Source organism: Ruegeria sp. CDSA020 (genome assembly GCF_059612345.1).
In genome coordinates, this window is sequence record NZ_JBXWQK010000012.1 from 43,151 (window position 1) to 67,197 (window position 24,047).

General features: G+C 56.8%; 24 protein-coding genes. 12 read left to right on the forward strand and 12 right to left on the reverse strand.

Going from position 1 to position 24,047, the window contains the following annotated elements; genetic code table 11:
* The first annotated feature begins 76 nt into the window (after window positions 1–76).
* From AC2FJW_RS17945 to msrA, 3 genes are all read left to right on the forward strand, one after another.
* Window positions 77–1,303, forward strand: a complete 1,227-nt coding sequence (locus AC2FJW_RS17945; protein WP_142637390.1) for an argininosuccinate synthase — start codon at window positions 77–79, stop codon at window positions 1,301–1,303.
* A 147-nt stretch (window positions 1,304–1,450) separates the two neighbouring features.
* A complete protein-coding gene (locus AC2FJW_RS17950; protein WP_496703247.1) occupies window positions 1,451–1,732 on the forward strand; it encodes an SCP2 sterol-binding domain-containing protein in 282 nt (93 codons plus the stop codon).
* A gap of 96 nt (window positions 1,733–1,828) precedes the next feature.
* The gene (gene msrA, locus AC2FJW_RS17955; protein WP_496750928.1) at window positions 1,829–2,500 is read left to right on the forward strand and encodes a peptide-methionine (S)-S-oxide reductase MsrA; all 672 of its coding nucleotides are present in this window, start codon (window positions 1,829–1,831) and stop codon (window positions 2,498–2,500) included.
* Here the strand turns inward: msrA and AC2FJW_RS17960 are convergent.
* The gene (locus tag AC2FJW_RS17960) at window positions 2,497–3,366 is read right to left on the reverse strand and encodes a ribokinase (protein ID WP_496690211.1); all 870 of its coding nucleotides are present in this window, start codon (window positions 3,364–3,366) and stop codon (window positions 2,497–2,499) included. The two genes, msrA and AC2FJW_RS17960, sit on opposite strands and share 4 nt — an antisense overlap.
* Before the next feature lie 3 nt (window positions 3,367–3,369).
* Window positions 3,370–5,625: an NADP-dependent malic enzyme gene (locus AC2FJW_RS17965; protein WP_496750930.1), complete on the reverse strand. Its 2,256-nt coding sequence runs from the start codon at window positions 5,623–5,625 to the stop codon at window positions 3,370–3,372.
* 160 nt (window positions 5,626–5,785) lie between these two features.
* Between AC2FJW_RS17965 and mutS the strand changes: the two genes are divergently transcribed.
* Window positions 5,786–8,398 carry a DNA mismatch repair protein MutS gene (gene mutS, locus AC2FJW_RS17970; RefSeq protein ID WP_496750958.1) on the forward strand — a complete coding sequence of 871 codons (2,613 nt, stop codon included), beginning with the start codon at window positions 5,786–5,788 and terminating at the stop codon, window positions 8,396–8,398.
* Between the two features lie 32 nt (window positions 8,399–8,430).
* Here mutS and AC2FJW_RS17975 read toward each other — a convergent pair whose 3' ends face one another.
* The gene (locus AC2FJW_RS17975) at window positions 8,431–8,994 is read right to left on the reverse strand and encodes a nucleotide exchange factor GrpE (RefSeq protein WP_142637400.1); all 564 of its coding nucleotides are present in this window, start codon (window positions 8,992–8,994) and stop codon (window positions 8,431–8,433) included.
* Window positions 8,995–9,004: 10 nt separating this feature from the next.
* Window positions 9,005–10,069 (reverse strand): heat-inducible transcriptional repressor HrcA, encoded by a 1,065-nt coding sequence (hrcA, locus tag AC2FJW_RS17980; RefSeq protein ID WP_281995819.1) that lies wholly within the window; start codon window positions 10,067–10,069, stop codon window positions 9,005–9,007.
* A 112-nt stretch (window positions 10,070–10,181) separates the two neighbouring features.
* Between hrcA and rph the strand changes: the two genes are divergently transcribed.
* From rph to AC2FJW_RS18000, 4 genes are read left to right on the forward strand one after another with little or no spacing between them, the layout of a single operon-like run.
* On the forward strand, window positions 10,182–10,895 hold the full coding sequence (rph, locus tag AC2FJW_RS17985) for a ribonuclease PH (protein WP_496692602.1): 714 nt from the start codon (window positions 10,182–10,184) through the stop codon (window positions 10,893–10,895).
* Window positions 10,892–11,506, forward strand: coding sequence for an RdgB/HAM1 family non-canonical purine NTP pyrophosphatase (gene rdgB, locus AC2FJW_RS17990; RefSeq protein WP_496710544.1), 615 nt, complete (start codon window positions 10,892–10,894; stop codon window positions 11,504–11,506). Before rph ends, rdgB begins: the two co-directional genes overlap by 4 nt.
* The gene (hemW, locus tag AC2FJW_RS17995) at window positions 11,496–12,650 is read left to right on the forward strand and encodes a radical SAM family heme chaperone HemW (protein ID WP_496710543.1); all 1,155 of its coding nucleotides are present in this window, start codon (window positions 11,496–11,498) and stop codon (window positions 12,648–12,650) included. Before rdgB ends, hemW begins: the two co-directional genes overlap by 11 nt.
* Window positions 12,651–12,653: 3 nt before the next feature.
* Window positions 12,654–13,007: a YbaN family protein gene (locus AC2FJW_RS18000; RefSeq protein WP_142637410.1), complete on the forward strand. Its 354-nt coding sequence runs from the start codon at window positions 12,654–12,656 to the stop codon at window positions 13,005–13,007.
* Here the strand turns inward: AC2FJW_RS18000 and AC2FJW_RS18005 are convergent.
* From AC2FJW_RS18005 to AC2FJW_RS18035, 7 genes are all read right to left on the reverse strand, one after another.
* Window positions 12,997–13,893, reverse strand: coding sequence for a ParB/RepB/Spo0J family partition protein (locus AC2FJW_RS18005; RefSeq protein ID WP_142637412.1), 897 nt, complete (start codon window positions 13,891–13,893; stop codon window positions 12,997–12,999). The genes AC2FJW_RS18000 and AC2FJW_RS18005 overlap by 11 nt on opposite strands.
* A 19-nt stretch (window positions 13,894–13,912) precedes the next feature.
* Window positions 13,913–14,716 (reverse strand): ParA family protein, encoded by an 804-nt coding sequence (locus AC2FJW_RS18010; protein ID WP_142637414.1) that lies wholly within the window; start codon window positions 14,714–14,716, stop codon window positions 13,913–13,915.
* Window positions 14,709–15,323: a 16S rRNA (guanine(527)-N(7))-methyltransferase RsmG gene (rsmG, locus tag AC2FJW_RS18015; protein WP_496750932.1), complete on the reverse strand. Its 615-nt coding sequence runs from the start codon at window positions 15,321–15,323 to the stop codon at window positions 14,709–14,711. Before rsmG ends, AC2FJW_RS18010 begins: the two co-directional genes overlap by 8 nt.
* Window positions 15,320–17,188, reverse strand: coding sequence for a tRNA uridine-5-carboxymethylaminomethyl(34) synthesis enzyme MnmG (gene mnmG, locus AC2FJW_RS18020; protein WP_496698691.1), 1,869 nt, complete (start codon window positions 17,186–17,188; stop codon window positions 15,320–15,322). Before mnmG ends, rsmG begins: the two co-directional genes overlap by 4 nt.
* A 12-nt stretch (window positions 17,189–17,200) precedes the next feature.
* Complete coding sequence (gene mnmE / locus AC2FJW_RS18025; RefSeq protein WP_496698689.1) at window positions 17,201–18,487, reverse strand: tRNA uridine-5-carboxymethylaminomethyl(34) synthesis GTPase MnmE; 1,287 nt, start codon at window positions 18,485–18,487, stop codon at window positions 17,201–17,203.
* Between the two features lie 31 nt (window positions 18,488–18,518).
* On the reverse strand, window positions 18,519–19,790 hold the full coding sequence (rho, locus tag AC2FJW_RS18030; protein ID WP_142637421.1) for a transcription termination factor Rho: 1,272 nt from the start codon (window positions 19,788–19,790) through the stop codon (window positions 18,519–18,521).
* A gap of 124 nt (window positions 19,791–19,914) precedes the next feature.
* The gene (locus tag AC2FJW_RS18035; RefSeq protein ID WP_496698687.1) at window positions 19,915–20,364 is read right to left on the reverse strand and encodes a CopD family protein; all 450 of its coding nucleotides are present in this window, start codon (window positions 20,362–20,364) and stop codon (window positions 19,915–19,917) included.
* Between the two features lie 404 nt (window positions 20,365–20,768).
* On the opposite strand from AC2FJW_RS18035, the gene AC2FJW_RS18040 reads away from it, so the two are divergent.
* The 4 genes from AC2FJW_RS18040 to dnaQ are packed head-to-tail and all read left to right on the forward strand — an operon-like array spanning window position 20,769 to window position 23,503.
* The gene (locus tag AC2FJW_RS18040) at window positions 20,769–21,368 is read left to right on the forward strand and encodes a Maf family protein (RefSeq protein ID WP_142637605.1); all 600 of its coding nucleotides are present in this window, start codon (window positions 20,769–20,771) and stop codon (window positions 21,366–21,368) included.
* Window positions 21,365–22,198, forward strand: coding sequence for a shikimate dehydrogenase (locus AC2FJW_RS18045; RefSeq protein WP_496750934.1), 834 nt, complete (start codon window positions 21,365–21,367; stop codon window positions 22,196–22,198). Before AC2FJW_RS18040 ends, AC2FJW_RS18045 begins: the two co-directional genes overlap by 4 nt.
* Window positions 22,195–22,788, forward strand: coding sequence for a dephospho-CoA kinase (coaE, locus tag AC2FJW_RS18050; protein WP_496750935.1), 594 nt, complete (start codon window positions 22,195–22,197; stop codon window positions 22,786–22,788). The genes AC2FJW_RS18045 and coaE overlap by 4 nt, the downstream gene beginning before the upstream one ends.
* Window positions 22,781–23,503, forward strand: coding sequence for a DNA polymerase III subunit epsilon (gene dnaQ, locus AC2FJW_RS18055; RefSeq protein WP_271950625.1), 723 nt, complete (start codon window positions 22,781–22,783; stop codon window positions 23,501–23,503). The genes coaE and dnaQ overlap by 8 nt, the downstream gene beginning before the upstream one ends.
* Before the next feature lie 26 nt (window positions 23,504–23,529).
* Here dnaQ and secB read toward each other — a convergent pair whose 3' ends face one another.
* Entirely contained in the window at window positions 23,530–24,027 is a 498-nt protein-coding gene (secB, locus tag AC2FJW_RS18060) for a protein-export chaperone SecB (protein ID WP_142637430.1), read from the reverse strand.
* Window positions 24,028–24,047: the final 20 nt, after the last annotated feature.

A 24,047-nucleotide genomic window follows, 5' to 3' on the forward strand; every position in this document is an offset into this window, starting at 1 on the left:
GCGTCAACGCAGATAACTTGCCCCCGCGTTCAAAACCCGCTAGGGGCCAGTCGTTCTACGCATAAAGGGAAGTCAGATGTCCGCGCCCAAGAAAGTTGTTCTGGCCTATTCCGGTGGCCTTGATACCTCGATCATCCTGAAATGGCTGCAGACCGAGTATGGTTGTGAGGTCGTAACCTTCACCGCCGATCTGGGTCAGGGCGAGGAGTTGGAGCCCGCCCGCAAGAAGGCCGAGCTGCTGGGGATCAAGCCCGAAAACATCTATATTGAGGACATCCGCGAGGAATTCGTCCGCGATTTCGTCTTTCCGATGTTCCGCGCGAATGCGCAGTATGAGGGCCTGTACCTGCTGGGCACCTCGATTGCGCGCCCGTTGATCTCGAAACGTCTGGTCGAGATTGCCGAGGCGACCGGAGCGGATGCCGTATCTCATGGCGCGACCGGCAAGGGCAACGATCAGGTACGGTTCGAACTGGCGGCATACGCGCTGAATCCCGATATCAAGGTCATAGCCCCCTGGCGCGAGTGGGACTTGTCCAGCCGGACCAAGCTGCTGGAATTTGCCGAGGCGAACCAGATTCCGATCGCCAAGGACAAGCGGGGCGAGGCGCCGTTCTCGGTTGATGCCAACCTGCTGCACACCTCATCCGAGGGCAAGGTTCTGGAAGACCCCGCCGATATGGCGCCCGATTACGTCTATCAGCGCACGGTCCACCCCGAGGACGCGCCGAATAAACCAGAATTCATCGAGATCGGGTTCGAAAAAGGTGACGCGGTCAGCATCAATGGCGAGGCGATGAGCCCCGCGACCATCCTGACCAAGCTGAACGAATATGGCGGCAAGCACGGCATTGGCCGTCTGGACCTGGTTGAAGGCCGGTTCGTGGGCATGAAATCCCGCGGTATCTATGAAACACCGGGCGGCACAATCCTGTTGGAAGCACACCGTGGCATCGAATCCATCACCATGGATCGGGGCGCGATGCATCTGAAGGACCAGCTGATGCCTCAATATGCAGAGCTGATCTATAACGGCTTCTGGTACTCGCCCGAGCGGGAAATGTTGCAGGCCGCCATCGACAAATCTCAGGATCATGTCACCGGCACCGTGCGCGTGAAACTGTACAAAGGTCTGGCATCGACCGTGGGTCGATGGTCGGAACACTCGCTGTATTCCGAGGCGCACGTGACCTTCGAAGAAGATGCTGGTGCCTACGATCAGAAAGACGCTGCGGGATTCATCCAACTGAACGCCCTGCGCTTGAAACTTCTGGCCGCACGCGACAAACGCCTGTCGAAGTAAGACAGCTGAGATTTTGACCTGAAGACCCGGCAGCCCCTCAGGATGCCGGGTTTTTTATGCGTCCATTTTTGCCACCTCCCGTCAGGTCACTCTTGCTCCACCGCAGGATATGTCTTTACCCAAGTCACAACACAGAAAGGATGGGGCATGTTGCAGGATATCGCAGAAGGTATTCAGAACGGTCTGAATGGCAAAAACTTCGATGGGTCGTTGAAATTCGATTGCGGTGATGCCGGTGTGATTGTTCTGGCCGACAATCAGGCGACGACGCAGGATCAGGACACTGATTGCACCATCCGTATCTCGCAAGAGAACCTGACCAAGCTGTTGACCGGCAAGCTGAACCCGATGACCGGTATTGCCATGGGCAAGCTCAAGATCTCGGGCAATATGGGTGTGGCGATGAAGCTTGGGCAGTTGCTGGGCTGAGGCGATAAACTCGTCTCACCAGCGCGTGAGAACAGATGTCAGCGCGTTGCGCCCGGGGGTTTCCCAAGGCAGTCTGATCATGGAAGGAGACCCGCCATGATCCGAACCACATACATTGACGCTGTCAAACCTTGGCTTCTGTTTGCGCTGATCCTCATCGTCGCAATGCTGCGCGCCGCGCCTGCACCGGCTGCCGGAACCGAGACGCTGACCGTGGCCGGGGGGTGTTTCTGGTGCGTTGAATCCGATTTCGAATCCGTGCCGGGCGTGATTCAGGCGGTCTCGGGCTATACCGGGGGCGCAACGGCGGACCCGACCTATGGCGAGGTAACCAAAGGCGGCACCGGCCATTACGAGGCGGTTCAGATTACCTTTGACCCGGCCCGTGTTTCCCGTGAAACCCTGCTGAACCTGTTTTTCCGCTCGGTCGACCCTACGGATGCGGGCGGACAGTTCTGCGACCGTGGAGAGAGTTACCGCACAGCGATTTTCGTCTCTAATACAGGCGAAAAGGCGTTGGCCGAGGCTGCAAAATCCAAAGCGCAGAACGTCCTGCGTCAAACGATTGTCACCCCGATCCTGCAACAGGACCGGTTTTACCCGGCCGAAGCCTATCATCAGGATTACTATAAGGGCGAAAAACTGGTCTTTACGCGGTTCGGTCCCAAACGCCAGCGCAACGCCTATAAGGCCTATCGCAAAGCCTGCGGTCGCGACGCCCGCGTCAAACAGCTGTGGGGCAGTGACGCGCCCTTTGCCGGGTCTTAATCAAAGCGCGCTTCGCGCACTTCTTTCAGATCAGGAATGACATCCGCCGTACCGTGCCGTGTCACCATCAACGCGGCAGCCCGGTTTGCCTGCAATATTGCCTGCTCCATCGGCATGCCACGATCCATTCCTGCCAGAACGTAACCTGTGAACGTATCGCCCGCACCAGTTGTGTCCACCGCCTGAACCTTGTGAGCCAAAAAATCCGAGGTCGTCCCCTTATGATGATATCGCGCGCCCTTTGATCCGAGGGTCACAATGACATGCTCTATCCCCAACTCGGACAGGCCCTGCCCGGTTGCCTGCCGCAGCTGCTCGGCCTCGACTTCATTTAGGATCAGGAAATCCAGATACGGAAGAACCGCCCGCACTGCATCGGCTTGAAAAGGGGCCGCCGCGTAACAGACAGTCAGCCCCATTTCGCGGCCCATTTTTGCGGCTTCGACCTGCAAGTTGGTTTCGTTTTGCGTCACAATCAGATCACCCTGATCCGCCGATGACAGCGCCTGGCCCAGTTGATCTGACGTAATTGCATGATTTGCGCCTTGAAACAGGATGATGTTGTTTTCACCCTCGGCGTCTACGGCGATAATGGCGTGCCCGGTAGGATCTGAAACCTCGGCAATCCAACGGGTATCGACGCCATATTCGGTCAGCCTGTCACGCGCCCAGCGCCCGTCGGGCCCTATGGCCCCAATATGCGCCACCCGCGCGCCGGCCCGCGCGCCGGCGACGGACATATTCGCGCCCTTGCCGCCCAGAAACCGATCCAAACGGTTGGCCGAAAGCGTCTCACCCGCGCCCGGCAGGTGTGGCACATCATAAATCATGTCTGCGTTGATCGAGCCTAGATTCCAGATTGTCATGGCTTAACCAATATCGCAGGAGGCCAGAATGGCCATGTTCAGAATGTCATTGGCCGTCGATATGGTCGAACAGATCTGAATCGGCTTGTCGATGCCCGACAAGATCGGACCGATCACCGTGGCCCCACCCATTTCCTGCATCAACTTGGTCGAGATCGAGGCCGAATGCCGTGCTGGGACAATCAGGATATTCGCCGGTCCGGTCAGGCGCTGGAACGGATAGTTTGACTGCTGGTCGACATTCAGCGCCACGTCCACCGTCATTTCACCTTCGTATTCGAAATCTACGCCACGCTGATCCAGAACGGCAGGAGCGCGGTGCATCTTTTCGGCCCGCTCCGACACCGGGTAGCCAAACGTCGAAAAGCTGACAAAGGCAACGCGCGGCTCCAGCCCCATATGGCGGGCAACGGCTGCTGAACGCTCGGCGATATTGGCCAGATCGTTTTCGTCCGGCCATTCATGGACTAGAGTGTCGCCGATCAGCACGATCCGCCCCTTGTGCAACAGCGCCGTCACACCCGCCGCGCCACGGGCCGCATCTGCGTCGAACACATGGTTGATCCGATCCAGCACATGCGCCGATTTACGCGTCGCGCCCGAGACCAAACCGTCGCCATGCCCATGCGCCAGCATCAGCGATGAAAACACATGCCGGTCGCGCGCGGCAAGTCGATGAATATCCTTTCGATCAAAGCCTTTACGCTGCAGGCGATCGTACAAAAAATCAGAATAGGTATCGAGATGCGCAGTGTTGGCGGCATTCACGATCTCCAGCTCACGCACAGCATCGCCCAGCCCGGCCTCTTCCAGCTTTTGCTTGACGTCATCCGGGCGGCCTACGACCAGCGCCTTACCAAAGCCCGAGCGTTGATACATCACCGCAGCCCGCAGCACACGCGGATCGTCGCCCTCGGCAAAGATCATTCGGCTTTGCGCCTGACGGGCCCGCGCGTTCAGGCCGCGCAGAATGCTGGCGGTCGGATCCATGCGGGATTTCAGGCTCAGCTCATACGCGTCCATGTCGATAATCGGGCGCCGCGCCGCGCCGGTATCCATCCCAGCCCGCGCAACGGCGGGCGGAATGCGGTGAATCAGGCGCGGATCGAAAGGTGTCGGGATAATATAATCGCGCCCAAAGGTCAGCGACTTACCATAGGCCATCGCGACCTCATCCGGGACATCTTCGCGCGCGAGGTTGGCCAGGGCGTGGGCACAGGCAATTTTCATCTCGTCATTGATGGCGCGGGCGTGGATATCCAGAGCACCGCGGAACAGGTAGGGAAAGCCCAACACGTTGTTGACCTGGTTCGGATAATCGCTGCGCCCTGTGGCGACGATGGCATCTACGCGCACCTCATGCGCCTCTTCCGGTGTGATCTCGGGGTCGGGGTTTGCCATCGCAAAAATCACCGGGTTATCGGCCATGCTGGCTACCATATCTTGCGTCACAGCCCCTTTGACCGACACGCCCAGAAAGACGTCTGCGCCTTTCATGGCGTCTTCCAGCGTACGCAGATCCGTGGTGATCGCATGGGCCGATTTCCACTGGTTCATGCCCTCGGTCCGGCCCTGATAGATCACGCCTTTGGTGTCACACACGATGCAGTTTTCATGCCGCGCGCCCATGGACTTGAGCAGTTCGATACACGCTATCCCAGCAGCCCCAGCACCGTTCAGAACAATCTTCACATCTTCAATATTCTTGCCCGAGATACGCAGCGCATTCAGCAGGCCCGCTGCACAGATCACCGCCGTGCCATGCTGATCATCGTGGAAGACGGGGATATCCATTTCTTCCTTCAGGCGCTGTTCGATGATGAAACACTCGGGCGCCTTGATGTCTTCCAGATTGATGCCGCCAAAGGTCGGGCCCATCAGACGCACGGCGCGGCAGAACTCATCCGCGTCTTCGGTGTCCAACTCGATATCGATCGAGTTTACGTCAGCGAAACGCTTGAACAGGACTGACTTGCCCTCCATCACCGGTTTTGAGCCCAGCGCGCCCAGATTACCAAGACCCAAAACCGCCGTCCCGTTCGAGATCACGGCGACCAGATTTCCCTTGTTGGTATAGTCATAGGCCGTTTCTGGATTTTCCGCGATTGCTTCACATGGAACAGCCACGCCGGGGCTGTAGGCCAGCGACAGGTCGCGCTGCGTGGTCATGGGAACGGTGGCTTGTACCTCCCACTTGCCAGGAGTTGGGTCCAGGTGAAAGGCCAGCGCCTCTTCGTTGGTGATCTTCGCTTTGGGCATTTGATACGTCGTTTCTCTGCAACTACGGGGCTTCTGCCTCATAGCGCAGGCACGCGCGCGCCTCAACGAGAATACTTTTGCCTTTCGCACCAGATGGCGGATTTGTAAGGTCGCGACCGAACGCCGTCAAAAGGGATCAGCCTTGTCCACAGTCACGCCGATGATGGCGCAATATCTCGAAATCAAAGAGGCCCATGCCGACGCCCTTCTGTTTTACCGGATGGGCGATTTCTACGAGATGTTTTTCGAGGATGCCGTCAACGCCGCCGAGGCGCTGGACATCGCCCTGACCAAACGCGGCAAGCACAACGACGCCGACATCCCGATGTGCGGTGTGCCGGTCCATGCCGCCGAAGGATACCTGCTGACGCTGATCCGAAAAGGCTTTCGCGTGGCCGTTTGCGAACAGATGGAAAGCCCGGCTGAGGCCAAGAAGAGAGGCTCTAAATCAGTGGTAAAGCGCGGTGTTGTCCGGCTGGTGACACCCGGAACACTGACCGAGGACGCGCTGCTAGAGGCGCGCCGCCACAACTTTCTGGCCTGTTATGCCGAGGTGAGGGATGAAGCGGCGCTTGCCTGGGCCGATATCTCAACCGGGGCGTTTCACGTGATGCCTTTGACCTCTGTGCGCCTAAGCCCTGAACTGGCCCGGCTGGCTCCGTCGGAGCTGATCGTGGCGGACGGGGCCGAACAGGTCCTGCACGAACCTGCCCGCGATCTGGGCATCTCACTGACGCCCATCGGCCGTGCCAGTTTCGACAGCACGGCGGCTGAAAAGCGCATCTGCGCTCTGTTTCACGTGGGCGCGCTGGACGCGTTTGGAAATTTTGGCCGGGCCGAAGTGTCCGCTATGGGCGCATTGATTGACTATTTGGAGATCACGCAAAAAGGCAAATTGCCCCTGCTGCAAACGCCGCTGAAAGAATCCGAGGACCGCGTGGTGCAGATCGACGCCGCAACGCGCCGCAATCTGGAGCTGACCCGGTCGCTGTCTGGCGGGCGCGCCGGATCGCTTTTGTCGGTGGTTGACCGTACAGTCACGCCGGGCGGCGCGCGGTTGTTGGAACAGCGCCTGTCCAGCCCCTCGCGCAATCTGGATGTGATCCACGGGCGGCTGGATGCGGTGAGTTTCGCGGCTGAGGACAGCCTGATCGCCCAAGATCTTCGCGATGCCCTGCGCAAAACCCCCGATCTGGACCGCGCCTTGTCGCGCCTGTCGCTGGAACGCGGCGGCCCCCGCGATCTGGCCGCGATCCGAAACGGGTTGGCGCAGGCTGCAACCATAGCCGAACTGTGCGGGACGGGGGATCTGCCGATCCTGCTGGCCACTGCGGTGCAAAACCTGACGGGCTTTGATGATCTGCTGACCCTGCTGGATGAGGCGCTTGTGGCCGAGCCGCCTCTGATGGCGCGCGACGGCGGCTTCATTGCCCCCGGCTATGACGCGGAACTGGATGAGGCGCGCACCCTGCGCGACGAAGGCCGCTCGGTCATCGCCGGATTTCAACAGAAATATTCCGAGCACACCGGCATCACCTCGCTGAAGATCAAACATAACAACGTGCTGGGCTATTTCATCGAAACCACGGCCACCCATGCCGAGAAGATGTTGAACCCGCCGTACTCCGAAACCTATATCCACCGGCAAACCACGGCCAATCAGGTGCGGTTCACGACAGTAGAACTGTCCGAGATCGAAACCCGTATCCTGAACGCCGGAAATCATGCTTTGGAGATCGAAAAGCGGCTCTATCAAAGGCTTTCTGATGAGATTCTTACCCGTGCTGCGCAACTGAACCAAGCCGCGCGCGGGCTGGCAGAGCTGGACTTAACCACTGCGCTGGCCGATCTGGCACGGGGCGAGAGCTGGTGTCGCCCGCAGGTCGATGCTTCTCGTGCCTTTGATATTCAGGGCGGGCGGCATCCGGTTGTTGAACATGCGCTACGCCAACAAAGCGGTGACGCGTTTATCGCCAATGATTGTGATCTCAGCGCCGAAGATGGTGCTGCAATCTGGTTGCTGACCGGCCCCAACATGGCGGGTAAATCAACCTTCCTGCGGCAGAATGCGCTGATCGCCCTGCTTGCACAGATGGGCAGCTATGTTCCGGCCGAACAAGCCTATATCGGTGTGGTCAGCCAGCTGTTCAGCCGTGTCGGGGCATCTGACGATCTGGCCAGGGGGCGGTCGACTTTTATGGTTGAAATGGTCGAAACCGCCGCCATCCTCAATCAGGCCGACGATCATGCGCTGGTCATCCTGGATGAAATCGGACGCGGGACGGCCACCTATGACGGGCTTTCCATCGCCTGGGCCACGCTCGAACATCTGCACGCCGCCAATAAATGTCGCGCGCTGTTTGCAACGCATTATCACGAGCTGACCGCGCTGGCCGGAAATCTGGTAGGTGTCGACAACGCCACCGTTGCGGTCAAGGAATGGGAGGGCGAGGTGATCTTTTTGCACGAGGTTCACAAAGGCGCCGCGGATCGGTCTTATGGTGTCCAGGTGGCGCAACTGGCTGGCCTGCCGGCATCCGTTGTCGAACGTGCCCGCGTTGTGCTGGACCAGCTGGAGAAAACCGAACGCGAAGGCGGCAAGCAAAAGGCTTTGATCGACGATCTGCCGCTGTTCTCGGCTGCCCCGCCGCCACCGCCTCCCCCAAAAGCTTCACCCGTTGCGGATATGTTGGGTGAGATCTTGCCGGATGAGCTAAGCCCGCGCGAGGCATTGGACCTGATCTATAAATTGAAAGAGGCGGCCAGATCCTGACCGCCTCAATAATTGATTGATATCTTAAGCGCTTAGCTTGCCGGCGTGGACGACACACCCACCTGCGCGGGGCGCAAGAGCCGGTCGTACAGCATAAAGCCTTCTGCAGATACCTGGATGATGTCACCGGCGCGTGTTCCGGGCACGGGGGCCTCGAACATCGCCTCATGCACATTGGGGTCAAACCGATCGCCAACTTCTGGCGTGATCACCTGAATCCCGTGTTTCTGAAACACGTCCTTCAGCGCGCGCATGGTCAGTTCAACACCTTCCAGCAAAGCACCTGCGACCTCTTTTTGCTCGTCGGTTGCGGCCTCAAGCGCGCGTTTCATATTGTCATAGACCGGCAGCATGTCACGAGCCAGTTTCGAGCCGCCATACTGTTCGGCATCGCGCCGAGCCTTGTCGCCGCGCTTGCGCGCGTTTTCCGCATCGGCCAATGCACGCATGAATTTGTCTTTGTAGTCGTCGCGCTCGGCGCGCAGCTCATCCAGCTCCAGCGCTTCTTCGCTGATCTCAGCAAATTCATCAGCCAGCTCTTCGGCCTCGGCCGTTGCGATATCGTCCAGAAAATCTTCGTTCTTGGGCTCTGCCATCTCTTACCCTCTAGCTCCGGTCGGATATCAGTTTGCCGACCAGTTGCGCCGTATAATCCACGATCGGCACGATCCGTCCATAATTCAGACGTGTGGGCCCGATGACCCCAACCGCACCGATTATCTTACGATCAGCGTTCATATATGGAGACACCACCAAAGAGGAACCCGAAAGTGAGAAAAGTTTGTTCTCAGACCCGATAAAAATGCGTACACCTTCGCCTTCTTCGGTCAATTCCAGAAATTCGGCGATGTCGCGCTTGCGTTCGAGGTCGTCAAACAGGGTGCGAATGCGCTCCAACTCATCTGCTTCGCCACGTTCACCCAGCAGATTCGCCCGCCCTCGGACGATCAAACGAGCCGAGTCGCCATCATCCCCGTCCCATGCGGCCATGCCGCTGTCGACCATTTCACGGGCCAGCACGTCAATTTCCTGTTTCCGCGCATCGATCTGGGTCAGCATCTGACGGCGAACCTCGCTGATGGTGCGGCCCTCGATCAGCGCGTTCAGAAAATTCGCCGCTTCCCGCATCGAGCTGGGCGTTTGCCCGGGTGGCGGCTTGAACAGCCGGTTTTCCACCTGACCGTCGGAAAAGACCAAAACCACCAGGGCCCTGTCATGCCCAAGCGACACAAATTCGATATGTTTGATTTCCGCTTCGTGTTTCGGCGTCAAAACCAGCGAGGCCCCTTGTGTCACGTGTGACAAGGCCGCGCCGACACGGTCCAGCATCCCGCCGACATCCCCCGAGTTAGCGCCCAGTGTGTCGTCCAGCTTCTGCCGGTCATCCGCGCCCAGATCACCGACCTCCAGCAATCCGTCCACGAACATCCGTAACCCGTGTTGCGTCGGAATCCGCCCCGCACTGACATGAGGGCTGTCGAGCAGGCCCAGAAACTCAAGATCCTGCATCACATTGCGAACCGTCGCCGCACTGACTTTTTCCGACAAAGTGCGCGTCAGGGTACGGCTGCCGACAGGCTCACCGCTATCCAAATAGCTTTCGACGATCAGCCGAAACACCTCGCGCGACCGGTCATTCATCTCGTTCAGAATTTTGCTTGCGTCACTCATCGGCAATCCTCTGCTGGATGGCCATTAAATAGCAGGTAGGCGAAAGGTCAATCAGGGTTGCATCCTGACGCTGCGGGGCGGTATCCCCAAACCAGCAAACAAAGGAATTCCCATGCGACCCTCAGGACGTGATCTAAACGAAATGCGCGCCGTTTCAATCGAAACAGGATTTACCAAACATGCCGAAGGTTCCTGCCTGATTAAGATGGGCGATACCCATGTATTGTGCACTGCCACGATCGAAGATCGCGTGCCACCGTTCATCAAGGGTTCGGGCCTGGGCTGGGTTACCGCTGAATACGGCATGCTGCCCCGTGCGACCAATACACGGATGCGGCGCGAGGCTGCCAGCGGTAAGCAGGGTGGTCGTACCGTGGAAATCCAGCGTTTGATCGGCCGTGCCCTGCGTGCAGGTGTCGATCGGGTTGCCTTGGGTGAACGCCAGATCACCGTCGACTGCGATGTGATCCAGGCCGATGGTGGCACCCGATGTGCCTCGATCACAGGCGGTTGGGTTGCGCTGCGTCTTGCGGTCAACAAGCTGATGAAAACGGGTGACGTGATCTCGGACCCGCTGGTTGATCCGGTTGCAGCCGTGTCCTGCGGTATCTACGCCGGTCAACCGGTGCTGGATCTGGATTACCCCGAAGACAGCGAAGCCGGCGTGGACGGCAACTTTATCATGACCGGGTCCGGCAAATTGATCGAAGTTCAAATGAGCGCCGAAGGCTCGGTCTTTAGCCGCGTTCAGATGGATCAACTAATGGATCTGGCTGAACAGGGCGTTAGTGAACTGGCTGCTGCGCAAAAGGCCGCCACCGCATGACCCGCAAGTTCGACGGCGACAGGTTGCTGGTGGCCACGCATAACAAAGGCAAGCTTGAGGAGATGGCACATCTGCTTGAACCCTTTGGTGTCACCGTTATCGGCGCCGCCGACATGGACCTACCTGAACCGGAAGAGACCGAGGATACATTCGTCGGCAATGCCCGGATCAAGGCCCATGCCGCCGCCAAAGCCACCGGCCTTCCTGCCCTGTCGGACGATTCCGGGATCACCATCGACGCGCTTGACGGGGCGCCGGGCGTCTACACCGCCGATTGGGCAGAAACCGGCAATGGCCGCGATTTCCTGATGGCCATGACCCGCGCCCATGAAGAGCTTGAGGCGAAGAACGCCGCCCATCCCCGCACCGCGCAATTCCGTTGCACTCTGGTTTTGGCCTGGCCCGACGGCCATGACGAGGTGTTCGAGGGTATCGCCCCTGGCCATCTGGTCTGGCCAATCCGTGGCGCGGACGGGTTCGGATATGACCCGATGTTTGTGCCCGAGGGCCATGACATCACCTTTGCGCAGATGGATCGCTGGGAAAAGAACAAGATCAGCCATCGCGGTCGCGCGGTTGAGATGTTCGTGAAAGGCTGTTTTGGCGGATGATTGGCGCAACGGGGGCTTTGGCCTGTATGTGCATTGGCCCTTTTGCGAGGCCAAATGCCCCTATTGCGATTTCAACAGCCATGTTTCCCGTGAAATCGATCAAAAACAATGGCTTGAGGCCTATCTGACCGAGCTGCACCGCTGCGCCGCCGAGACCCCCAACCGTGTTCTGAACACGATCTTTTTTGGCGGCGGCACCCCGTCTCTGATGGATCCCGAAACCGTCGCCGCAGTGATTGATACCGCCCGCGCCCTTTGGCACCCCGCCAATGACATGGAAATCACACTTGAAGCCAATCCCGGCTCGGTCGAGGCGGGACGGTTCGCTGCCTACCGAGAAGCAGGCGTCAACCGTATCTCGATGGGGGTACAGGCGCTGAATGATGACGATCTGCGCCGGTTGGGCCGCATTCACAGCGTGGCCGAAGCGCGGGCTGCTTATGACATAGCCCGTCGTTGTTTTGAACGGGTTAGCTTTGACCTGATCTATGCGCGGCAACATCAAACCCTTGATGCCTGGCGCGCAGAGTTGACCGAAGCCCTGTCGATGGCGGTCGATCACCTGTCGCTGTACCAACTGACCATAGAAGACGGAACCGCCTTTGGTGATCGCTATGCCGTGGGCAAGCTGCGCGGCCTGCCCTTGGATGATAGCGCCGCCGATATGTATCTGGCCACGCAAGAAATCTGCGAGGCTCATGGTCTGCCCGCCTATGAGGTATCGAACCACGCCCGCCCCGGCGCGGAATCACAGCACAATCTGATCTATTGGCACTATGGTGACTATGTCGGTATTGGCCCCGGCGCCCATGGACGGATCACCCAGAATGGCCAGAAATACGCGACTGAAACCTATCTGAATCCGCAGCGGTGGTTGGACGCGGCTTCCTGTGGTAGCGGAGAGAAAGAACGCGCCGCATTGTCGCGTGAAGACCAGGCAAGTGAATACCTTATGATGGGTCTTAGGGTTACCGGCGGGCTAGATATAGATAGATATATGGGAATATCAGGCCACCCCTTACCACAAGACCCATTGGGCCATCTTCAGGATATCGGCATGGTTCAAATGCTGGATGGTAGACTGATGGCCACAACCGACGGGCGGGCCGTCTTGAACGCGGTGATCCGCGAACTTTTGGGGTAGACCATGCAATATCTGTGGGCAGGGCTTGGATTGTTATGCGTCGGGCTGGCCGCTGTTGGGGTGGTGCTTCCCCTACTACCAACGGTTCCATTTCTGCTACTCGCCGCCTTCTTCTTTGCCCGCTCGTCTTCACGGCTGCATAGCTGGCTGATAACGCACCGACTGTTTGGCCCAATGATCGTCGATTGGCAGAGTTCAGGCGCGATTCGTCCGGCCGCAAAAAAGGCGGCCACCCTGTCGGTCACCGCCGTATTTGGACTATCGGTCATGATGTCTGCGCCGTCTCATGTCCTGATCATCCAGGCGATTGTACTAGGCGGCGTGATGTTCTTTATCTGGACCCGCCCTAGCGGCTGAGCTTGGAACAAAGATCATCCAGTTGATCCAGGTTTTCATAGGTCAGGACCACCTGCCCCGTTTCCGAGCCCGCTTTGTGATTGATCGCCACTTTCATCGCCAGAATCGCGGAAAGATCCTTTTCCAGCGCCCGGGTATCCGCATCTTTACCCGCATTCAGATCCCGAGACCTTGGTGCCGGTCGGGCCGCATCCCCCTGCTGTTGCTTCTTCACCAGCGCTTCCGTTGCCCGCACCGACAGCCCATCTTTGACAATTTGCTTTGCAAGGTCCGAGGCATTCTCGGCCGTGATCAGCGTTCGCGCATGGCCAGCCGATAATTTTCCTTCTATTACAAGGGTTTGTACATCCATTGGCAGGGACAACAGGCGCAGCAAATTGGCAATATGACTGCGGCTTTTGCCCAATGCTTCAGCCAGCTTTTCTTGCGTATGACCAAAGCGGTCCATCAGCTGCTTATAGCCGGCCGCCTCTTCCACCGCATTCAAATCCGCGCGCTGAATGTTTTCGATAATGGCGACTTCCAGAACCTCAGTGTCATCAAAATCGCGAACGATAACGGGGATATCATGCAACTGCGCCATTTGCGCCGCGCGCCAGCGGCGTTCACCCGCGACGATTTCATAATCGCCTTCGGCAATCTCGCGGACGATCAGCGGCTGAATGATCCCCTTCTCTTTGACCGAAGCGGCAAGCTCATCCAGATGTTCCCGGGCAAAAGTGCGGCGCGGCTGATTTGGGTTTGCGTGAAGCTTTTCGATTGGAATCGTCAGGTCCGGCCGCCGTGAATCAGTTGGCACGCGTCCCTGGGGCTCTTGTGTGACATCTGCCATCAACGCCGAAAGCCCGCGACCCAACCCTCTTGGTTTTGATTTTCTGGCTGTCACAGGGTCCTCCTAGTACCGCTCAGACTGCGGTTTTATTGTTCTTATGCATGACTTCCCGGGCCAAATGCCGATAGGCCATCGCGCCCAGAGACCCCGAGTCATATTGCAAAACCGGCAACGCGTATGACGGAGCCTCACTGACCCGCACATTTCTGGGTATTTTGGTTTTAAATACCATCTCACCCAGATTGTCACGTGCGTCTTTTTCGACCTGACGGGACAAGTTGTTGCGGTTGTCATACATAGTCAGCACAACACCTTCGATTCTGAGGTCTGGATTCGCAGTCTGTCGCACCTCGCGAATGGTCAGCATGAGCTGAGACAAACCCTCTAATGCGAAGAACTCGCTTTGCAATGGCACCAGTACGGAATGCGCTGCGACCATCGCGTTTACCGTCAGAAGATTCAGCGATGGTGGACAGTCAATCAGGACGAAATCCAGATCGTACTTATCAATAGCAGTCTGGCGTAACGCGTCATGCAGTAAATAGCTGCGTTTTTCGTTTGAAATCAGTTCGATATCGGCGGAACTGAGGTCTACCGTAGCGGGGACAACGAGAATGCCTTCAATCTCCGAGTCCTGAACGACCGCATCCAAAGGCGCATCATCCAGAATCAGGTCATATGTTGTCCAATCTCGATCCTCGACACCTAAACCGGTTGAAGCATTCCCCTGTGGATCCAGATCAACCACTAAAACCCTGCATCCGGCCTCGGCCAGGCCTGCTGCCAAGTTTATGGCTGTTGTCGTCTTCCCAACCCCGCCCTTCTGGTTGGCTACCGCTATGATCCGGGGGCCTGAGGGACGAGATAGATCAACCACGTGATACTCCTTTGACCTTGAGGATGACGGCTTGGGGCTCTGTTAAACTTGTAATCGGATCACAGGTGAAATTCCATTCTTCCTGCGCATCCTGCACCTCTTTTTTCCAGCTTACACCTTTCGGCAACAAAGCGACGCCAGAATCGCCTAAATGTCTGCCACAAAAAGATAATAATACCCCAAGATCTGCCAAGGCGCGGGCAGACAAAACATCTGCATTCAGGGGGTCCACCGCTTCAATGCGTTTCGCCACCACTTTACAGTTTGCACCACATTCCCGGGATACATTGCGTAAAAACGCAGATTTTCGCTGATCGCTTTCAACAAAGGTGAATTTTGCGTCTGGCGCTTCTTCGATCGCCATAATTGCACAGACCATACCGGGAAACCCACCACCACTTCCAATATCAACCCAATGCGAAAAGTTCTCGGCACATCGAAAAACCTGAACGGAATCCAAAATGTGCCGTGTCCAGATTTCGGACAAGCTTTTGCGCGATACAAGGTTGATTTTCGGGTTCCAGCGCTCGACAAGGGCAACATATGTTGCCAGTCGATCAAATGTTTCACGTGAAACATTCAGACCGTCAAACAGCTCTTCCTTCATGCTTTGCGCACCCTCTGATCTCGGCGAAGCTTGGCCAACACCAGAGTCAGCGCTGCCGGCGTCACACCCTCTATCCGGCTTGCCTGCGCTACATTCTCAGGACGGGCGTTGGACAACTTCTGCTTCATCTCTGACGACAGCCCATCCAATGCGAAGAAGTCAAAATCACGCGGAATCTCATAGGCTTCATCGCGTTTCATCGCTTCGACATCACGTCTTTGCCGCTCGATATAATTCGCATACAGCGCATCGCGTTCCACTTGCTGCCGAATGCCTGAATCAACGTCCTGCAACTCAGGAATCAAGGGAACAAGGTCTTCAAAGCTCACATCAGGAAAGGCCAAAATCGCCATACCATCGCGGCGATTGCCATCCTGATTGACCTCGATACCAGCTTCTCGCACTTCTTTCGGAGTATAGGTATGATCTGTGAGCTTCTTTTTCGCAGCCCCCAACTTCTCCATCTTTTCAGAGAAGTGCGTGCTGCGTGTCTCGCTTACGCAACCTAGGCGTAGGCCAATAGGTGTCAGTCGTTGGTCGGCATTATCGGCGCGCAGAGACAATCTAAACTCTGCCCGTGAGGTAAACATCCGATATGGTTCTGCCACTCCGCGAGTGGTCAGGTCATCGACCATGACGCCAATATAACTGTCGGAACGCGTGAAATGGATTGGATCCCGACCCAAGACCTGAAGGGCAGCATTGAGGCCAGCCACCATTCCCTGAGCTGCAGCTTCCTCATATCCTGTGGTACCGTTAATCTGACCCGCAAGATATAGTCCTGGCGCCTCAGGCAACGACAGTGATGATGTCAGAACGCGAGGATCTACGTAGTCATATTCGATGGCGTAGCCAGGTTGGAGGATCTCTGCCTTTTCCAGCCCCTTAATGGACCTGACATAATCGACCTGAACATCCTGTGGCAGTGAGGTAGAAATTCCATTCGGATAGATTGTGTGATCATTCACACCTTCTGGCTCGAGGAAAATCTGATGAGATTCCTTATCCGCAAACCGCACAATCTTATCTTCGATCGAAGGGCAATATCTGGGGCCTATACCGTCAATATGCCCCCCATACATCGCCGATCTGGAAAGGTTCTTTTCAATGATCTCATGTGTTCTGGCATTGGTATGCGTAATCCCGCAAGAAATCTGCGGCGCCACCACCCCCATCGAAAGGAATGAGAACAGCGTAGGTTCATCATCGCCGTCCTGACGTTCGAGACCTGACCAATCAATCGTCCGACCATCCAGCCGGGGCGGTGTCCCCGTTTTCAAGCGTCCTAGCGGCAGGTTAAGGCTATCCAAACGCTCGGCCAGCTTTACAGAGGGACGGTCCCCCATACGGCCGCCAGGGCGCGATACGTCACCAATGTGAATAACCCCTCGCAAAAATGTCCCAGACGTCAGGATCACAGCGCCGGCCCGTATTTCAGACTCATCCGCCAATCGAATTCCGGTAACAGCAGGTCCATTCACCAGGAAATCTGTCACCTCGCCGACTACGACGCTGAGGTTCGGCTGTGCCGTGGTTTCTCGCTGCATCGCAGCTCGGTACAAAGCCCGGTCTGCCTGCGTTCTGGGCCCCTGCACAGCGGGGCCTTTACGGCGATTCAGCAAACGAAACTGAATTCCCGCCTGGTCTGCGACGCGCCCCATCACCCCGTCCAACGCGTCAATTTCGCGAACAAGATGCCCTTTGCCGAGGCCCCCGATAGCGGGGTTACAGGACATTACGCCGATATCAGTGGCCGACAGAGTCACAAGGGCGGTAGTCGCACCCATACGGGCGGCCGCATGGGCCGCCTCTGTTCCGGCGTGGCCCGCTCCGATAACGACGACGTCAAAATCCGAATGTTTCACGTGAAACACTCCTTACTTTCCCAGGCAGAAGCTTGAGAATATTTCATCCAACAAGTCTTCTACACCAATTCTGCCAACCAGAGCTTCCAAAGCGCGGATCGCGGTCCTCAGTTCCTCGGCTGCAATATCATACAGGTCGGGACCTGATTCCAGAACAGCGATTGCAGCACTAAGTGCGTCGCGCGCTGTGATCAGCGCTATACGATGCCTTTCACGCGTGGCGATACCATGGGTAGTAGTACGATCACCCAAAACACGCGATATGTTGGAAATCAACCGATCCACACCCTGCCCGGTTTTCCCTGAGATTCCTTCATCAGAACTGTTTCTCAGATCGGATTTCGGAAGAACCTGAATATCTCCTTCCAACATCTGAACGCCCAGCTCTTTTGGATCATCAGTCAGAAATACGCGCAGATCGGCGGCCTCGGCGCGCTTTTTGGCCCGCTCAATTCCCAGGCTTTCGACGTGATCGTCGGTTTCCCGCAAGCCCGCTGTATCCAACAAAGTCACGGGAAGTCCCTCAAGGTCCATTCGAACTTCAATCACATCGCGCGTAGTGCCGGCATATTCCGACGTGATCGCTGCATCGCGACCAGCCAGAGCATTCAGCAATGTCGACTTTCCAGCATTTGGCAAGCCAACAATCGCAACCTCGAACCCGGTTCGAATGCGTTCTGCAATACGAACCCCTTCAGCTTCACGTTGTAGATCTGCAATGACATCTGTGATCAACTGGCGCACTTCAGGGGTAACATCGGTTGGCACCTCTTCATCGGCAAAATCAATCACTGCCTCAAGCAGCGATGCGGCGCGAATCAAATCGCGCCGCCAGCGTTCAGCCAAATTCCCAAGCTCTCCGGCCAGAATGATCTGTGCTTGCTTGCGTTGAGCTTCTGTCTCAGCGTCGATCAGATCGGCAAGGCCCTCGACCTGTGTCAAATCCATTTTGCCGTTTTCCAAGGCACGGCGGGTGAATTCCCCGGGATCGGCCAGGCGCAAACCGTCCATGTCCGCAAGGCAGCGCATGACGGCGTTGACCGCCGCTGTACTGCCGTGAATCTGTAGCTCTGCCACGTCTTCGCCAGTAAAGCTGGCCGGGGCCTGGAAGGTCAGAACTACCCCATCATCCAGGCGCGATCCGTCTTTGCCATACAGGCTGCGCACCCGCATCCCGCGGGAGGGCAAAGCAGCACCGGAAAGAGCAGCCGCGGCAGGATGCGCCAAGGGGCCCGAGAGACGGATGACAGCCACCCCTGCCTTGCCTTGCGCGCTGGCCAAGGCGAATATCGTATCCATTCGACCGCCTCGCTTGCGTCCAGGACCTGTGTCAGGTGTTCATCGAATCGAAGAACTCGCCATTTGTCTTGGTCTGTTTCAACTTGGACAACAGGAACTCGATCGCATCGGTAGTGCCCATCGGGTTCAGGATACGGCGCAGAACAAAGGTTTTGGCCAGATCACCCTTATCGACCAGCAAATCCTCTTTCCGCGTACCGGATTTGAGGATGTCGATAGCCGGGAACACGCGCTTATCTGCGATCTTACGATCCAAAACAATTTCCGAGTTACCGGTGCCTTTGAATTCTTCGAAGATGACTTCGTCCATCCGGCTGCCGGTATCAATCAGCGCAGTGGCGATGATGGTCAGCGAGCCGCCTTCTTCGATATTCCGTGCCGCACCAAAGAATCGCTTAGGCCGTTGCAGAGCGTTTGCATCCACACCGCCGGTCAGAACCTTACCCGAGGATGGAACCACGGTATTAAATGCCCTACCAAGTCTTGTGATCGAGTCGAGAAGAATAACAACATCCCGTTTATGTTCGACCAAACGCTTGGCTTTTTCGATAACCATCTCAGATACGGCAACGTGGCGGGTGGCGGGTTCATCAAAGGTCGACGACACGACCTCGCCCTTCACCGAACGCTGCATGTCGGTCACTTCTTCCGGCCGCTCGTCGATCAATAGGACGATCAGATAGCACTCAGGGTGGTTCTTTTCGATCGAGTTCGCAATATTCTGCAGGATCACCGTCTTACCGGTCCGTGGCGGTGCCACAATCAACGACCGCTGACCTTTACCGATCGGCGAAACCAGATCGATGACACGGGCGGACTTGTCCTTGATGGTTGGATCTTCGACTTCCATCTTCAGGCGCTCATCCGGATAAAGCGGTGTCAGGTTGTCGAAAGCAACTTTATGCCTGGCTTTCTCGGGATCTTCGAAATTGATCTTGGTGACCTTGATCAGTGCGAAATACCGTTCGTTCTCGTCCGGCGCCTTGATATCACCTTCGACCGTATCACCGGTGCGCAACGAATGCTGGCGGATCATTTCTGGCGAGACATAGATATCATCAGGACCGGGCAAATAGTTCGCCTCGGGCGAACGCAGGAACCCGAACCCATCTTGCAGAACCTCAAGTACGCCATCGCCGCCCACGGTCCAGCCTTCATCTGCGCGTTCGCGCAGAATCTGGAACATCATCTCGCCTTTTCGCATGGTCGAGGCGTTTTCGATCTCAAGCTCTTCGGCCATCGCCAGAAGGTCTTTGGGGCTTTTGGCTTTCAGATCGGCCAGATTGAGGGATTCATTAGACATGATGATAAGAACCTTGGCCGCATGGATGCGGCTCGGACTGGAATTTCAATACGGAAGATACGCCGCCCGGACGGGCGTGTTACGCGATAAATAAGCGCTTACCTACAAAGAGTCAAATAGCTGCTCAGAACTTCAGAACGACCGCCAGAACGATGATAACCATCAAAATGGTAGGCACCTCGTTCATCATGCGATACTGCCGCCCAGTGAGCGTATTTCGGCCCTCTAAGAAGTCCTTTCGACGTACCATCAGCCAGTAGTGGAACCAAGTCATCGCAATCACTGCTGCGCCTTTGACCCAGGGCCAGGCAAAATCCCAGCCGACTATGCCTGGTGTGAATACCATGATCAGGCCGCAGGCCCAGGCCACGTACATCGCCGGGCGCATGATCACCCGCAGCAGCTTTTCTTCCATTTCAAAGAAGATCTCCTGCGCCCCGTCAACGCCTTGGGCTTTTTCTACGTGATAGACGTACAATCTAGGCAGATAGAACAAACCGGCCATCCAAGAGATCACGGCCATGATGTGCAGGGACTTCACCCAAGGATAGATGGCGAAAAGAAGATCAGTCATTCCAGCTCCGGGCGTGGTTTGGATCTCTCCCTATAAAAAAAATAGGAAAAGAGAAAGGATGATGGTTTTGTAGGGAGATCAAATTCCGTGGATTACTTATTTACCCATCTGTTTTCCCCAGGTGGATAGTTTCACCCGAGAACTGGGTGATTCTGTTAATTTCATAAAAAACCACAATAAAACAATATGTTATTAATATGTAATGCGTAATTCTCCTGGGATAACTTGATGAATAAGCTGGGATATCCCGCTTGTCCCGATGTTCAAAGTTATCCTTGTCCAGACTGGACAGGGTTCGGGCGACTCATAGAAGTTTTTCGCGAAAACACCGGGCTTGCGTGTCAACAGGAAAACCATACAAACCATCCTTGAACGATCAACCATTTGCTCAGGGGGTTTTCCACATTTCTGTCCCCATCATATTGGCCTCGGGGTCATCCATTCGCGCGCAGTTGCTAGAGAATGCGGGCGTGCGGTTTACCGTTCAAACTGCACGCGTGGACGAAGAGACCGCCAAACGGGCTTTGCTGGCCGAAGAGGCATCTCCACGTGATATTGCCGATACTCTGGCAGAGATGAAAGCCCGCAAGGTCAGCGACAAGGTGCCGGGGCCGATGGTTCTGGGATGTGATCAGGTGCTGGATTTCGAAGGTCAGCTTTTGTCCAAACCGCAATCGCCCGAGGATGCGCTGGCGCAGCTCAAAGCGATGCGGGGCAAGCGGCATATGCTGTTATCCGCAGCCGTCATCTATCAGAATGGTGAGCCGATCTGGCGACATGTAGGTCAGGTGCGCCTGCGGATGAGGATGAGTTCGGACGCCTATCTGCGCGATTATGTTGCGCGGAACTGGGACAGCATCCGCCACGCTGTCGGGGCTTATAAGCTTGAGGAAGAAGGCGTGCGGCTGTTCGCAACCATTGACGGTGACTATTTTAACGTTTTGGGTATGCCCCTATTGGAGCTGTTGAATTTTCTGGCGGTCAAAGGGGTGATTGATCAATGAGTGACAAGCAGATCCCGCTGGCGGGTGTGATCGGGCATCCGATTTCCCATTCGAAATCCCCAATACTGCATGGCCATTGGCTGAAAACTTATGGCCTGGCCGGTCACTATATCCCCATGGATGTCGCACCGGATGATCTTGAGACTGTTCTACGAACCTTGCCCAAAGCCGGATTTGTCGGGGCCAACATCACAGTGCCCCATAAAGAGGTGGCCTTGGATCTGGCGGATACGGCTTCGGACCGGGCCAGGCAGATCGGGGCTGCTAATACGCTTGTGTTTCAGCCCGACGGTTCGATCCATGCGGATAACACTGATGGGTACGGGTTCATGCAGAACCTGCGCAGCGGCGCCCCAGATTGGATTCCAGCGGATGGTCCCGCGGTTGTCTTTGGTGCCGGAGGCGCCGCGCGTGCGGTTCTTCAAGCGTTGGTCGATGCAGGTGTGCCCGAGATTTTCTTGACCAATCGGACGCGCTCACGTGCAGATCGCCTGAAGGAAGAGTTTGGTACGACCATAACGGTGGTGGATTGGTTGAAAGCGGGCAACGTGGTTGAAGATGCGGAACTTGTGGTCAACACAAGTTCGCTTGGGATGCAGGGCCAGCCCGAGCTGCGGGTGCCTCTGGACGGGTTACAGCCCGGTGCCATTGTCACCGATCTGGTCTATGCGCCACTTAAGACACGCTTGCTGGAAACAGCAGAACAGGCGGGATGCACACCCGTAGATGGCCTTGGCATGTTGTTGCATCAGGCCGTACCTGGGTTTGAAAGCTGGTTTGGGGTGCGCCCTGAAGTCACTTCTGATTTGCGTGCTGCGGTGCTGGGATGAGCTTTGCACTTGGCCTGACCGGTTCTATCGGCATGGGTAAAAGCACAACTGCCAGCATGTTCGTCGACGAAGGCTGTGCGTTGTGGGACGCAGATGCCGCCGTGCATCGGTTATACGCGTGTGGCGGGACAGCGATCAAGCCGATGCGTAGGGCGTTTCCTGAGGCCATTATCGACGGCGCGGTTAGCCGGGAAGTATTGAAACGATTCATTTCAGCAGACCCGGTGGCGCTGAAAGCGATTGAGGCCATTGTTCACCCGCTGGTGGCGGCGGATCGAGCGGCGTTCCGGGAACAAGCCACCGCAGATATTCTGGTTTTCGATATTCCTCTGCTATTTGAAACCGGTGGAGATGCGGCGATGGATGCGGTCGTCTGTGTCTCGGTCCCGGCTGACGAGCAGAAACGCCGCGTGATGGCGCGCGGTACCATGACCGAGGCGCAGTTCGAGCAGATCAAAGCCAAGCAGATGCCGAATGACGAAAAATGCGCGCGGTCTGATTTTGTGATCGTCACGGACAGTCTGGACCACGCCCGCGCGCAAGTGCAGGATGTGGTCAGGCAGATACGGGCAGGGCTGACAGATGCGTGAGATCGTACTCGATACAGAAACCACAGGCTTTGATCCTGAAAGCGGCGACCGGATTGTGGAAATCGGTGCGGTTGAGCTTTGGAATCACGTCGCCACGGGCGAAACCTATCACGTCTATATCAACCCCCAACGGTTCATGCCCGAAGAGGCGTTTGGCGTGCATGGCATTGGCCCGGACCTGCTGGAACCGCCCCGCCCGGTGGAAAAAGGTCAGGTCACGCTGAAGGACAAGCCGGTTTTTGCCAAGGTTGGTCAGGGGTTTCGGGATTTTGTCGCTGACTCGAAACTGGTGATCCACAATGCGTCATTCGACATGAAATTCCTGAATGCCGAGCTGGGCTGGATGGGACTGCCGCCGATCCCGATGGATCAGGCACTGGACACGCTGGCGATTGCGCGCAAACGGTTTCCGGGCTCGCCCGCCTCGCTGGATGCATTGTGCCGGCGGTTCAACATAGACAACTCGAACCGGGTCTTGCACGGGGCGTTGCTTGACTCTGAAATTCTGGCTGAGGTCTATCTTGAGCTGATCGGCGGACGTCAGCCAGATTTCGGGCTGTCGACCTCTGCGTCTTCTTCGGTTGGCGGAGCAGAAGAGTGGCGGCCATCGCCGCGCAAAGATGCCTTGCCGTCCCGGATCACCCAAGACGAGCGCGCGGCGCATGAGAAATTTATTGATAAACTGGGCGAAAACGCCCTTTGGTCCCGCGCCTGAGGTCACTCCGGCGCGGGGAGGCCTGATTAGGCCTGAGTCTTTTGCGTCTCGGCCTGGCGACGCATCAATTCATTCCGGTACAGGCTGACAAAATCAATATTGTCCAGGTTAACCGGCGGGTATCCTCCATCGCGCGTGATGTCGCTGACGATGCGGCGCAGGAACGGGAACAGCATGCGCGGGCATTCGATCATCAGGAACGGATGCAGCTGGTCTTCGGCGACACCTTCCACATGGAACAGGCCGCAATAATCCAGCTCGCACAGGAACAGGATGTCTTCCATGCCCTTGGCTTTGGATTTGAGGTTCAGCTTGATCGACACCTCGTATTGATGCTCAGCCGGGCGCTTTTTGGCGTCCAGATTGACCTGAACCGCGATCTCGGGCTGGACATCGCCAGACACGCCTTTTTGCGCCATCACGTTTTCAAAGGACATATCGCGAATGAATTGTCCCAGAACGCGCATCTGGATCTGGGGTGCGGTCTGGGCCGCGGTGTTTTCTTGGGCGCCGTCTTCGGCCATGGGTCTACTCCGAAACTGAA